This is a genomic window from Streptomyces ochraceiscleroticus (genome assembly GCF_000720485.1).
In the GTDB taxonomy this organism is placed as follows: Bacteria; Actinomycetota; Actinomycetes; order Streptomycetales; family Streptomycetaceae; genus Streptomyces; species Streptomyces ochraceiscleroticus.
The window spans coordinates 17,324-29,234 of record NZ_JOAX01000040.1 but is presented as its reverse complement, the minus strand read 5'-3'; the positions used below and the strand labels follow the sequence as shown (position 1 = coordinate 29,234).

At 68.0% G+C, this 11,911-nt stretch carries 13 protein-coding genes and 3 pseudogenes; 12 read left to right on the top strand and 4 right to left on the bottom strand.

Features of this window, described 5'->3' with window-relative positions:
- Positions 1-68 precede the first annotated feature (68 nt).
- Positions 69-638, top strand: coding sequence for a hypothetical protein (locus tag IG84_RS41370; protein ID WP_157848993.1), 570 nt, complete (start codon positions 69-71; stop codon positions 636-638).
- Between the two features lie 445 nt (positions 639-1,083).
- Here IG84_RS41370 and IG84_RS39160 read toward each other — a convergent pair whose 3' ends face one another.
- Both IG84_RS39160 and IG84_RS39155 read right to left on the bottom strand, forming a co-directional pair.
- Positions 1,084-1,596, bottom strand: coding sequence for a hypothetical protein (locus IG84_RS39160; protein WP_051862796.1), 513 nt, complete (start codon positions 1,594-1,596; stop codon positions 1,084-1,086).
- Positions 1,597-1,606: 10 nt separating this feature from the next.
- Positions 1,607-2,488 (bottom strand): recombinase family protein, encoded by an 882-nt coding sequence (locus IG84_RS39155; protein ID WP_051862794.1) that lies wholly within the window; start codon positions 2,486-2,488, stop codon positions 1,607-1,609.
- A gap of 161 nt (positions 2,489-2,649) precedes the next feature.
- Here IG84_RS39155 and IG84_RS41365 point away from each other — a divergent pair, with 161 nt between their 5' ends.
- The 6 genes from IG84_RS41365 to IG84_RS41915 all read left to right on the top strand — a co-directional run bounded on the left by IG84_RS41365 (position 2,650) and on the right by IG84_RS41915 (position 7,024).
- Positions 2,650-2,907, top strand: a complete 258-nt coding sequence (locus IG84_RS41365) for a hypothetical protein (RefSeq protein ID WP_157848992.1) — start codon at positions 2,650-2,652, stop codon at positions 2,905-2,907.
- A 212-nt stretch (positions 2,908-3,119) separates the two neighbouring features.
- Positions 3,120-3,422 carry a hypothetical protein gene (locus IG84_RS0134380; protein ID WP_031066368.1) on the top strand — a complete coding sequence of 101 codons (303 nt, stop codon included), beginning with the start codon at positions 3,120-3,122 and terminating at the stop codon, positions 3,420-3,422.
- A gap of 58 nt (positions 3,423-3,480) precedes the next feature.
- Positions 3,481-4,704 (top strand): WXG100 family type VII secretion target, encoded by a 1,224-nt coding sequence (locus tag IG84_RS39150; protein WP_051862793.1) that lies wholly within the window; start codon positions 3,481-3,483, stop codon positions 4,702-4,704.
- Positions 4,701-5,672 (top strand): PDR/VanB family oxidoreductase, encoded by a 972-nt coding sequence (locus IG84_RS0134370; RefSeq protein WP_031066363.1) that lies wholly within the window; start codon positions 4,701-4,703, stop codon positions 5,670-5,672. Before IG84_RS39150 ends, IG84_RS0134370 begins: the two co-directional genes overlap by 4 nt.
- Before the next feature lie 111 nt (positions 5,673-5,783).
- Positions 5,784-6,437, top strand: a complete 654-nt coding sequence (locus IG84_RS41920; protein WP_211266557.1) for an MFS transporter — start codon at positions 5,784-5,786, stop codon at positions 6,435-6,437.
- On the top strand, positions 6,419-7,024 hold the full coding sequence (locus IG84_RS41915) for an MFS transporter (RefSeq protein WP_211266556.1): 606 nt from the start codon (positions 6,419-6,421) through the stop codon (positions 7,022-7,024). Before IG84_RS41920 ends, IG84_RS41915 begins: the two co-directional genes overlap by 19 nt.
- Positions 7,025-7,170: 146 nt before the next feature.
- Here the strand turns inward: IG84_RS41915 and IG84_RS41730 are convergent, their stop codons facing one another.
- The gene (locus IG84_RS41730) at positions 7,171-7,476 is read right to left on the bottom strand and encodes a hypothetical protein (protein WP_169749919.1); all 306 of its coding nucleotides are present in this window, start codon (positions 7,474-7,476) and stop codon (positions 7,171-7,173) included.
- Between IG84_RS41730 and IG84_RS0134355 the strand changes: the two are divergent.
- Positions 7,433-7,897, top strand: a pseudogene (locus IG84_RS0134355) (MFS transporter); the annotation flags it as partial. The gene IG84_RS41730 and the pseudogene IG84_RS0134355 sit on opposite strands and share 44 nt — an antisense overlap.
- On the opposite strand, the gene IG84_RS0134350 reads toward IG84_RS0134355, so the two are convergent.
- A complete protein-coding gene (locus tag IG84_RS0134350; RefSeq protein WP_031066358.1) occupies positions 7,887-8,339 on the bottom strand; it encodes a flavodoxin family protein in 453 nt (150 codons plus the stop codon). The pseudogene IG84_RS0134355 and the gene IG84_RS0134350 sit on opposite strands and share 11 nt — an antisense overlap.
- Before the next feature lie 361 nt (positions 8,340-8,700).
- On the opposite strand from IG84_RS0134350, the pseudogene IG84_RS40890 reads away from it, so the two are divergent.
- The 4 genes and pseudogenes from IG84_RS40890 to IG84_RS0134330 all read left to right on the top strand — a co-directional run.
- Positions 8,701-8,817, top strand: a pseudogene (locus IG84_RS40890) (short-chain dehydrogenase); the annotation flags it as partial.
- A 183-nt stretch (positions 8,818-9,000) separates the two neighbouring features.
- Positions 9,001-9,508: pseudogene (locus IG84_RS40285) on the top strand (alcohol dehydrogenase catalytic domain-containing protein); the annotation flags it as partial.
- Positions 9,509-9,926: 418 nt separating this feature from the next.
- Positions 9,927-10,337 (top strand): DUF6153 family protein, encoded by a 411-nt coding sequence (locus tag IG84_RS0134335; RefSeq protein ID WP_245659705.1) that lies wholly within the window; start codon positions 9,927-9,929, stop codon positions 10,335-10,337.
- Positions 10,338-10,436: 99 nt separating this feature from the next.
- Positions 10,437-11,105 (top strand): DUF305 domain-containing protein, encoded by a 669-nt coding sequence (locus IG84_RS0134330; RefSeq protein ID WP_031066350.1) that lies wholly within the window; start codon positions 10,437-10,439, stop codon positions 11,103-11,105.
- Positions 11,106-11,911: the final 806 nt, after the last annotated feature.

The window sequence follows — 11,911 nt, the reverse complement described above, 5'->3', positions numbered from 1 at the left end:
GGTACCGGCGCGCCCGAGCCGCGCTTTGGAAAGATCGGGCCGGGACCGGTTCGAGGAAAGGATGGAGCATGGGGTACTCGCTGGTGGTAGGCGCTCCTTACCCGAAGCAGGTCAACTGGCCGAAATCCGCCGCCAATCTCGTACTCAACGACCCATATGTAGAGATCATCTATGCGTTCGATGGGCTCACGGCTGGTGAAAAGCACGCGTTTAGTACTGGCGCGGCTACGTTCGCCGTTGTCCCTGGGAACAGGCATCTCATGTGGTGCTACCGGTTCGAGACTCCGGACCGACCAGACCGCCAATCGGACTCTCTCGGCTGGGGGGATTCACCCTGGGAGGCCCATCGGCAGCGCGACCGTAGGGTCGGGGTGCCTGGAGGGATCGGAAAACCCTTTATGGCCTACATGGTGCTCGTCGACTCAAGCACCGGAATCGTAGAGGGGCTGCGCGTGGTCGAGCTGGACGCGGAGATCGCCGACTCGCTCAGGGATGCGGTCGCCAGGCAGCTCGCCCGTCCGTCCGACGACGTGGCAGCCTCGGAGGAAATCGATGCCGTTTATCAGCGGCACCCCAGCACCCAGAGCCTCCTTTCCGAAGCTACGAGCGTGCAGATGGTTCCCGCGCTCGCGAAGTGACGACACCGCTCGATCCTCCTTCCCGCCTCGACCGTCTGCCGCTGTTGGCGCGTCACTGCGCGCCCCGTCTCGTTCCAGCGATCCCCTGCGGGAATCTCGTTCGCCACCTCGGATCCTAGGGGTTCCTGGGCCGCCCTGCTCACTCGTAGCCAGGAGAAGGCGATCTCTTGACCACACGCTGGCCGCCCGGAGGATCAAGGTCGCAAGCTCCTTCGCCTGCGTCCTCAGGCCCTCCTGTCCGCCCCGGCTGGCGCTGCTGACTGCCTCAGGCCGGCCAATGTATTGGAGTACTCGCCCGCCGACGGGGCCACGTCGGCGACGTGCGCGGCATGCCTGACAGCGGCGTGCTTGGTCTGGGGCATACGGTAGGGGCCGATTCCGAAATCAGGTGGATGCGCACGCAACTATTCAGGTAATGATCTACATGCTGCCGGGAATCATTTGGTCAATTGGAGACATCGCTCCTGGTCAGCGGATTTCGTGAACGACCCACATACGATTCACCAACCAAGTGCTGGCCGGGAGCGATCCCGACCAGCACTTTGCGTTGTGTGTGGTGGTAGTCGAGGCGTAGGCCGAGCTCGGCGTACAAGCGCGCCTTTGCCGGTCGCTCGGCGTGCTGTAGTGCGTCGGCGATGTCTCCGGCGGCCTGTACACGGCCGGCGATTTGGTGGCGGCTGAGCTGGACGTGGTGCTGTGCTGTGAGGCGTGCGGCGGCTGTTTTGCGGTGGGCTTCGGTTTCGGTGATCCACTGGGCGACGGTGGCGGAGTCGGCGGCGCCGGAGTCGAGGAGGCTCCGGTACCGGGTGAGCTTGGAGTCGCAGTCGCGGATGATCGCCTGGACCTCGTCCGCTGCATCGGGGGCGCTCAGCCGCTGGGCGGCGTGGAGGCGGTCGATGGTGGCGTCGCGGTGACCGGGGGTGAACTGGAGGGAGATCCACTCGTCCAGGGCGGGCACGACGTCATTTTCACGCAGGGTGATGTTGCGGGCGTGGTCGATTTTGTTGGCGAGAGCGTATTCCTCGGCATAGCGGCAGCGGTAATAGGGCTCGGTGCGGACAGGGTGGCTGGTCATTTTTGCGTTGGCAGCGGGCGCAGTGGAGCAGGCCGGTGAGGACGTAGGTGTGCACCTTGGGGCGGCGCTCCTTGGGACCTTTCTGCCGGGTGTTCGAGGCGCGGATCTCGGTGGCGTGGAGGTAGTCCTCCATGGCGATCAGCGGAGGATGGGCCAGGTTCTTGGACCAGAGAGGATGGGCCAGGTTCTTGGACCAGATCCAGTCGTCCTGGCTGTTCCAGCGCAGGCGGGTCTGGTAGCCGAGGGCGACGTCCTCGACGTCGAGGAGGACCTCCTGTTTGTGCTGGCGGTTCCAGACCTGGTGGCCGGTGTAGCGGGGGTTGCAGATGATGGCGCGTACGGCGTTCTTCGCCCAGGCAGTACCGCTGCGGTGGGGGTTGCGGGCGCGGTCGTAGGCGGAGGGGCAGGGGATGTCGTCGCGGGTGAGCCCTTCGGCGATGGCGTAGTAGCCGCGGCCGCGCAGGTACTCGGCGAAGATGCGGCGGACGATGGGGGCGGTGGCGGGGTCGGGCTCCAGGCGGTGGAGGCGTTTGGCGTCGGCGGCTTTGGCCGGGTTGGGATGCGGGTCGGCGTCGGCGATCCGGTAGCCGTACGGCGGTCGCTCACCGAGGAATCGGCTTTCGATCTGGGCCTGGGAGGCCATGGCGGCGCGGACGCGGACTTTGATGCGGTTGCGTTCGCCCTTGCTCATGCCGCCGAAGACGGACATGACCAGGTCGTGGGCTTCGCTGTCGGCGTTGATGGGGCCGCCGACCTCGGGTACCCAGAGTTCCACGCCGTAGTGGGTGAAGAGGGGGTGGGTGAGGCTGTATTGGTTGTCGTAGAAGACGCGTTGGGGTTCGCCGATGACGACGGCGGTGAAGCCGCGGTCGGGGTTCTTGAGGGCGTCGAGGAGGGCGGAGGCACGGGGCGGCGGCGCCAGGGCAGGGAGCGGCTGTGGCCGATGTCGAAGTACTCGGCGACGATTCGGCCGCCGACCGGCTCGATGAGGGATTTCCCCTCGTCAGCTGCCAGTTGCGGGAGGCTTCGGGGCCTTGCAGGTCCTCGGTCGAACAGCGGCCGACGAAAACGCAACTCGGGGCAGGCCGTGAGCCCCCATCAGGCCAGGAGTACTCCACCGCCGTCTGGCGCGACGGCATCGCAGGTGCCTCGATCAGTCCTGACTGGATGACTGCCCGGCATGAGTCGGCATGATGAAGTCGCCGAATCGAGCGTTCAGTGGCCGCCTGCAGCATCGCGATCACCTTCATGCCGCGTCATGATCATCGGAGACGGTCTCCGCTTCGACGCCGCCTCATCCCCATGATCACAATCATCGGCTGGAGTTCGATGATTTCTTAGGTTGGGCTGTATCCAGTGGCACCCGGTACTCATGCACGCGTGGTCACGGACTTGGGGAGACCGCGATGTCGGATTTGAAGAAGGACGCGGAGAGTATCCGCACAGGGGCGCAGGCGTTGCGCCGGATGACGCATCACACTCACCGTCCGGTACAGGCGTTTTCGGAGCAGGGGCACGACCTGTCCGCGCTCGGCGCCCTCGGGTCGTTGTTGAGCGCGAAGGACGACATCGCCGAGGCCATGGACACCTTGGGCCGGCTCACCCGCGAGTTGAACGAGGAGTGGCGTGAGCAGGCGACGGCGATGACGGAGATCTCCGACGCCTTCGACCAGCTCGATGCGCTGCTGGGCGGGGACGACAAGGGCTGAGCCGGCGCGCACACGGATCGGCAGCACACATTTCTGACGGGGGAGGATCCACGGCGCTGTGGTCGACCTGAATCCATTGCACTACATCAACCAGGTCAACCACGCCATGGGCGAGTCCATGGCGAGCGTCCTGGAGTTCCTGGGTATCTCTGATCCGGCCGTCGACCCCGACGGCGTCCGCGAGATCGCCAAGAAGTGGCGGGAGTTGGCCGGGGCGTTGGAGGACGCCAGCCGGGATGCCGGCGCGGCGCTTGAGGATGTGGAGTGGGAGGGCAAGGCCGCCGAGGCGTTCCATCTGCGGGCGAAGAAGGCTCGTGATCAGGCCGATCGGATGGCCTATGCGCTGCGCGACGGCGCGAGGGCGCTGGATCAGTTCGCGGACGAGGCCCACGAGATGATCACCGAGATCGGTGTGATCTGTGTGGAGATCGTCGAGATGGAGGTGGCCGGGCTTGCGTTGTCGGTGCTGACCGCGGGCATGTCGACGGTGGCAACGACCCTCGCCTCGGGCGCCCGGGCAGCACGGATCATCGCGTTGATCGCGCGGATCGAGCAGTCCGGGACCGCGCTGGCTCGCACGATCCGTGCGGTAGTGGAGGTCATCCGCGGCCTGCAGCGGGCACTGCGCGCACTGAAGGAGATCAAGGGCGTCGCCACTGTGGGGCGGATGGTCGGCGAGGGCATGAAGTTCTCCGCCCTGGATGCCGCGCTGCAGGACCCGGACGCGTTCAAGGACCCGGGCAAGTTGGCGCACGTGCTGGGCGAGGGTGCCGTCCTGGGCGTCGGCGGCGGTGTGCTGGGCAAGGCCTTCGGCAAGGGGCTCAAGGCACTCAAGCCCAGCAAGCTGGGTCGGCGCGGCAAGGCGCTGGGCCTGGAAGGCTCTGGTCTGGCGCGGCCGAGGCTGCGCCCGGGCGAGTTGGACCTCGCCGTCCGGCGGGACTCCCTGACCGGGGTCACCCTCGCCGACAGTGACAAGCTCGACGACGGCCTCAGGGAGGCCGTGGAGCGGGCCGACGCCATCACCCTGGTCACCTGTGACCTCTCCCTCGTCGACCACGCCGCGGTCGCCGCCCTGGGAGAGGCCGCCCGCGCCGCCGGCATCCTGCTCGGCGCCGTCGTCGTCGCCCCCGGCCTGTCCTGGAGCAGTGCCGACGAGCACGCGTCCGCCGCGGTGCTGCGCGAGTACGTCGACACCATCGCCGTACTGCGTGACCTGCCGCCCGTCGTGCACTTCCTGCAGGTGCTGCGGGGCGGCACCCGCGACTCGGAGGAGGAGTCATGACCGTGTCCGACTGGCGGGAGGTGACCGTCACCCGGCTCGGCCTGGAGGCCGACGGAGCCGTCTCGCTCGTCCTCGCGCCGGCCGACGGCGTCCCGCTGCCCGCCTGGGACGCCGGAGGCCACATCGACCTGCGCCTGCCGTCCGGCACCGTGCGGCAGTACTCGCTGTGCGGCGAGCCCGGCGACCCCGCCTACACCATCGCCGTACTGCGGGAACCCGACGGCCGCGGAGGATCCGCCGAGATCCACGACTCCACGCTCATCGGGCGCACCCTCGCCATCCGCGGCCCGCGTAACCACTTCCCGCTGGAGCCCGCCGCCCACCACGTCCTCGTCGCCGGCGGCATCGGCATCACCCCCGTTCTCGCCATGGCGCGCGAGGCCACGGCACGCGGCGACTCCTGGGAGTTGCACTACGGTGGACGCGCGGTCACCACCATGGCGTTCGTCGAGCAGGCACGTATGTTGGCCGAGTCCGCCGGCGCGCGGTTCCGGCTGACTGCGGGGGAGCCGCTCGACCTCCCCGCCCTGGTGCGGGACGTGCCGGAGGGCGGCGCGATCCATGCCTGCGGACCGCCGGGCCTGCTCGCCGCCCTGCGCGCGGAGATCGACAGTGCCCGGCCCGGGCTGCCGTTGTACACCGAGCAGTTCACCTCGGCGGGCACCGGCGCTGCCGCATCCGCCCCGGAGGACGCCGACGGCGACGCGTTCGAGGTCGAACTCGCCCGCACCGGAGAGACCGTCGTCGTCACCCCCGGCACCTCGGTCCTGGAGGCCGTCCGCACCCTGCGCCCTGACGTCCTCTCCTCCTGCGAGGAGGGCTTCTGCGGCACCTGCGAGACCAAGGTGCTCGGCGGGACCCCCGTCCACGCCGACACCATCCTGTCCGAGAAGGAACGTGCCGAGAACACCTCGATGATGATCTGCGTTGGCGGTTGCGCCTCCCAGCGGCTCATCCTGGACCTGTGAGCCTGCCCGGCTTCGAGTCCGCGACCCATCCCCCCTCCGCAGCGGAGGTTCAATGATGAACCTGCTCCACTCCACCCCCAGCCGGGCAGACGCTCCCTCCCCTACCGCTGGGTGGTGCTCGTCGCCTGCTGGCTGTCCTTCACCCTCACCTCGATCGACCGCTCGACCTGGGGACCGGCCTCGGTCTTCGTCGGCGAGGGGCTGGCCGTGCCCATGGCGAGCCTCGGTGTCTTCGCTACCGCCTATTACGTGGGCTACGTCATCTCCAATGCCATCGGCGGCATCGGTGTGGACCGCTTCGGTGGCCGCATCGTGCTCACCGTGTCGCTGGCCGGTGCCGGTGTGTTCATGAGCGTCTTCGGTTCCACGACGTCCGCGACCGTCGGCATTGCGGTGCAGGCCGTCGTCGGGCTCTTCGCCGGGGCGGACTACGCGGCCGGTGTCCGCCTGATCTCCAGCTGGTTCCCGTCCAAGAAGCTCGGCATGCCGATGGGTGTCTTCACCACGGCGACCTCGCTCGGCACCGCCATTGCCAACGCTGTCGTGCCGGCCCTGATCGCCTGGCACGGCTGGGGGACCTCTCACCACGTCTTCGGCATCATCTCGGTCGTCGTGGCGGCGCTGCTGCTGTTCGTGCTCCGCAACGGCCCGGAGGAGGTGAAGGGTGCCAGAAGAAGGCTCCCGTCGAGCGGAAGTCCGGCGGGATCTTCGGTCCCGATCTGCGCACCTTCCTCCGCAACCGTGACGTGGTCCTCACGTGCCTGACCGGGTTCTGCGGCTTCTGGGGCCTGTACGGCTTTGTGACCTGGGCCAACGCGCTCATGATCAAGGGTCATGACATCGACGCCGGCACCGCGGGACTGGTCGTCGCGATCTTCGCCATCACGGCCGTCGTGGTGAAGCCGCTGGTGGGCTGGATCACCGACCGCTTCTTCGGCGGCGCCCGCAAGACGCCCAGCCTTGTGATCTTCGCCGTGTTCGCGCTCACCCTGGTGTGGTTCGGCAGTCTGTCCTCGCCCACGGCGTTCATCTGGATCGCACCGCTGCTCGGCGGCGCCGCCTACGGCTGGACCGCGCTCCTGGTCGCCCTCATCCCGCGTCTCGTGCCCGCCTCGGTGACCGGCAGCGTGGCGGGGATCGCCAACGCGATCTGGCAGCTCGGCAGCGTCCTCGTGCCGCTGGCGGTGGGCGCGGTGTTCTCCGCGACCGGATCCTTCAACGCCGCGTTCCTCACCCTTGCCGCCGGTCCCGCTCTGGCGATCCTGATGATGCTGCCGGTCCGCGACCGAGCGGAAGACCGGAAGCAGGCCACCTCGGCGGAGTCGGACGAGAAAGTGCCCGAGTCCGTGTAGCCGCCGGCCTCGCGGACCTGTGTGCGAAGGGCCCGCCCCTGTCCACCTTCCGGACGCGGCGGGCTCCGGGCCTGCCGGGGTCCGCTCAGCGGGCGTGGTGAACCGCAGCCCGCGCTCCTCGGGCCCCCGGCAGCGCAGCAGCAGGGTCAGTCGCGGATGTCCTGGAGCAGCCAGTCGAGGGGGACCTCCCGGCCCAGTCCGCGCTTGCGGGCCCGCTCGTAGACCAGGGCGGCCACCGCGTGGAACTGGGCGCCCTGGATGTTGCCGCGCTCGGAGAAGGTGATCTGCCGCGAGTCCTCGCGGGCCGCGGCCCGCCCGGTCAGGACGTCCTGCAGGCTGACGGTGCGGGCCCCTGCCGGCGGCCGTCGGGGGTGGTGGCCGTGCCGGTGGCGCTGCCAGACGGGGGCCTCGGTCGGCGCGTCACTCGGCTCGTATCTGGCGTCCCTGGTCACCGACCGCTTCGAACGCAAGTGGTGTCTGGCTGCCTTCGGTACGGTCATCGCGCTGTGCGGTCTGCTGTACGGGCTCACCTTCAACCCCGTCCTGATCATCGTCTTCGGGTTCCTGGTGAACATGTTCGAGCGCGGCTACACCGCACTCGGCTACGCCTACTCCCCGGAGCTCTTCGACACCCGCGGCCGCTCGCTGGGAACCGGCGTCTCCTACGGACTGGGCCGGCTGTCGAACGCCGCCGGACCGTTGATCGTCGCGGCCCTCTACAACGGCCACGGCTATCAGAGCGTCTTCTGCTTCATCGCCGGCACCTGGCTGGTCGGCGCCGTTGTCGTGGCCGTCTTCGGCCCCGCACCCGCGTGGCGCCCGAGGCTGTGGCGGAAGGACAACGGACCCGTGAGCTGCACAGCTAGGGCATGAGACCGGCCGCGATCGTGACGCCGAGATTCCAGCATGCCTCACTGTCGGCCTTGTCCGGCTCCCCGGTGACCAGGACGTTCTCGGCGGCCTTTGTCCAGCCCAGCCCCGTGGTGATGGACTCCACGCCGCGGACGGCGCCCGTGGTGTCGTTGTTGCCGTGCACGTAGAGGCCGTACGGGCGGCCCCGGGTGGCGTCGAGGCAGGGGTAGTAGATGGTGTCGAAGAAGACCTTGAGCGCGCCGCTCATCATGCCGAGGTTGGCCGGGGTTCCCAGGATGTACGCGTCCGCCTCCAGCGCGTCGGAGACCGTGGCAGCGAGCGCCGGCCTGCGAACGACCTCGACACCCTCGATCTCCTCCGTGGTGGCGCCCGCGACAACGGCTTCGAACATGGCCTGCACGTTGGGCGAGGGCGTGTGGTGAACGATCAGTAGTTTTCGCACGGGAAGAGGCTGCCGGGACGACGGCCCCGACGCAACTCCCGCCAGCCCCTGAGCTGTCCAGCGTCCGGTCATGAACCCAAGTGCCCGCCCTGCAGTACCTCTGTATTGGATCTCAGTGGCATGCTCAGCTTTGTTGAGCAGGAACTGCCTCCCCCATGCGGACGAAATCTGCAACGAGATCGGGGTGTGGTCTAGCTGCTCGTCGAAGCGGTATGGCGTCCCCGGCAACGTCCCGGCGATCCTGCCTGAGGAGACACGAGGCTGTCACGTGGCCTGGCTGGTCACCCAGAACAAGGCCGACCTGTTCCGTACTCCGACCTACGCCTCCTGGCCCCCGTCGAAGCCAACTTCAAGCTGCTGCCAGGTCGCCGCCCAGGCCCTGTCCGGCATCGAGACGGGACTGCACGAGATCCTTGCCGACGAGATCACCCGGCACGTGAAGCAGGGCCTGGCGGCCGCATCGCCGAGCGCGGCGTGAGGCGCACATCGCCCCACCGGTGGCCTTGATGCCCGGCGACGGATACCGCGCCGGTGACGGCCGCCCGCCGCATCGGCGAGGGCTCCAGGAAACCGAAACAAACCCTACAAAGGGTGTCGTACTGGCAGAAGCCCGGAACGCACAGCGGCCACATCCCCCTGTGGACGGGAAACGGAGACGACGATGAAGGCTTTCATGATCGAGCGGTACGGCGACAAGGGCGGCGGCCGCATCGCCGAGTCCCGGGCCCGCAGGTGGGCGCCGACGATGTCCTGGTCCGGGTCCACGCGGCGAGCGTCAACCCGCTGGACTTCGGGATCCGCGACGGCGGCTTCAAGGCGATCCTGCCGTACCGTCTCCCTCTCATCCTGGGCAACGACCTCGCCGGGGCGGTGGTCGAGGTGGGATCGGACGTCCCCCGGTTCGCGGTGAGCGATGAGGTCTATGCCCGGCCCGATAAGGACCGCATCGGCACCTTCACCGAACTCATCGCCGTCCACCAGAACGACCTGGCACCCAAGCGGCCACGCTCACCATGGCGGAGGCTGCCTCCCTCCCCCTGGACGCTCTAGGAGGCGAGACCCTGGAGAAGTCCCTGCGGGTCCTCAAGCCTGGCGGGAAGGTCATCAACATCGCCGGACCTCCCGACGCGGACTTCGCCTGCGAGCTTCGCGCGAACCCGGTCCTGCGAGAGGAAGCGGCACGGTTGGTACATGGGAAAGGCTTATCGTGCAGCGATTGTCGGTAGTCGGCCGATCAGTGGTCTGCCGACGGGGACCTCGTCGAACTGGTCGCTGAGACAGGCCCGTTGTGGTCGTCGCAGCGTCACCGCCGCTTGTTGGAACGGCCGCGCGTCCGAGCGGTGGGCGCCGGAGCCAGATACAAGCTGGTCTTTGTGAACCGGCTGCTCGGCACGCGCCGAACAGCGGGCGCGAGCGCACAGAGACCGGCTGTTCCTCGCCGTGCCGCTCTTCATCGCCTGTGCGACGAAGGCATGATCTCAGGCATTGTGCGGGGGCGCGACGCGCCACGTGACCATCGTCGTCGAGCAGTCGAGGCGCGCCGGGGCGTATCGCCAGGCGCCTCTCTCGTATGTCTACGATGTGCCTGTGACGCACTACGGACTGCCCGGCCGGCCGCAGCGGATGCTGCGGCTCTGGGGGCTGCTCGTGGGTGCGCTGTTGTTGGGGCTGCTCGGCATGCACGGCCTCGGCCCGGTGCCGGGGATCGCCACGGCCTCAGGGCACCACCGGATGGCCGCCGACAGCCGGGCCGCCGGTCCCATGGTGTGCGGGGTCGGGCAGTGCGGCCAGGATGACCACGGCGACGGACATGTTGATCACGCGAGCGGGATGTGCGTCTCGGCCTCCATCGCCGGGCCTCCGTCGCTGCCTGCGCCCCTGCCTGGTGTCGTGAACGGTGCCGAACCAACGGATGCCCGTACCTGTGGGTTCGTCAGCGGCCCGGCGAGCGACCGGGCGCCACCCTCACTCTCCGAACTCCAATTGCTGCGGATATAGCGGCGGCCTGCCGCGCTGTGCCCTCCGGACGAGCCGGCGGCGCACACCGGCGTGCCGTTCATCCGTATCCGATCAGTTCAGCAATCCAGGAGTTCCGTCATGACTGCGCACCGCGCGTTCATTCGCCGTACCGCCCTCGTCGCCGCCACTGGTGCGGCCGCTCTCGTCCTTGCCGCCTGTGGCGGGAACGACAAGGGGCACGACATGGGTTCCATGGAGTCCAGCTCCAAGGCGTCCGCATCCGCGTCCCCGTCGGCGAAGGGCGGTAAGCACAACAGCGCGGACGTCTCCTTCGCCAAGGAGATGATCCAGCACCACCGTCAGGCCATCGAGATGGCCGACCTGGCCGACGGCAAGCGCGTGTCGAGCGAGGTGAAGGACCTCTCCACGGAGGTCAAGGGAGCGCAGGACCCGGAGATCAAGAAGATGTCCGGCTGGCTCACCTCGTGGGGCGAGGAGGCGCCCGAGGACATGAGCGGGATGGACCACGGCGACATGGACCACGGCGACATGGGACACGACATGTCCTCCTCGATGCCCGGCATGATGAGCAGCGAGGACATGGACAAGCTGAAGAAGTCGTCCGGCGCCGACTTCGACAAGATGTTCCTCGAGATGATGGTCGAGCATCACAAGGGCGCCCTCCAGATGGCCGAGACCGAGAAGGCCAAGGGCGAATACGGTCCCGCCAAGAAGCTTGCCGATGACGTGATCACGGCGCAGAAGGCGGAGATCGAGAAGATGGACACGATGCTCAAGAAGAGCTGACGCGGCGGACGTCAGGCCGCGGAGCGGCCGGCGGGGCACCAGCCCTGCCGGCCGCTTTTTCCGTGCCCGCTGATGATTGTCGACGATGATTGTCGGCGAAATGCGTGATGTTTGCATTTAGTAAAGCCCGTTGCCCTTGAGCGAGGTTGCGCCCATTCAGCGTCCTGCGGAGTGAGGGCATGGCTTGTTCACAATCCGTTTCCGGAAACGAGGTGGCGCTCGCTCTGCAGCGGGGTACGATCACGGTGTGATTACGGCCTGGTTGCCTTCCCGCGCTTGGCGGAGCCGCTCATCAGCGGTTCCGCTGCCTGTGTGGTGGCTGGGCCTGCTTCTCTTCGGGCTGTTGTATACGCACGCGGTAAGTCCCGAGGTGACAGTGCGTCACACTCCCTCCCTCAGCAGCGCTACGGCTTCGCATGCCTCGTCGACACTTGTCAGTGCGGGCGAATCTGTTGCGACTGCTATGGATGGTTCCTCGGGGGACTCGTCCGGGGTTGAGGAGCCGGGCGGTCATCACGGCGGGCACGGCGGGCATCAGTATGTCGATGACTGTGCGTTGGGCCAGCCGGAGCAGGGGCCTGATCTAGCGGCACCCTGCCTCTCGCCACTCAACTCGGCATGGGGCCGAGGTGTGCCCGTCATGGACCGTACCCACGGCCCGGCGGCACGGGACCTGGCTGTCCCCATACCGCCATCAGCGGACCCAACGGTCCTGCGCATCTAGAGGTCGGCGCTCCCTGGGCGTCCGACCTCCCACGCCTGCCGTTTTACGCGCGGTGCGGGGGCGGTCGACGGAACTCCCGTCA

Excerpts from the sequence above, each read along its gene's own strand:
- IG84_RS0134330 (WP_031066350.1), top strand. The coding sequence starts at position 10,437 with ATGACTGCGCACCGCGCGTTCATTCGCCGTACCGCCCTCGTCGCCGCC.
- IG84_RS0134370 (WP_031066363.1), top strand. The coding sequence starts at position 4,701 with ATGACCGTGTCCGACTGGCGGGAGGTGACCGTCACCCGGCTCGGCCTG.
- IG84_RS0134380 (WP_031066368.1), top strand. The coding sequence starts at position 3,120 with ATGTCGGATTTGAAGAAGGACGCGGAGAGTATCCGCACAGGGGCGCAG.
- IG84_RS41370 (WP_157848993.1), top strand. The coding sequence starts at position 69 with ATGGGGTACTCGCTGGTGGTAGGCGCTCCTTACCCGAAGCAGGTCAAC.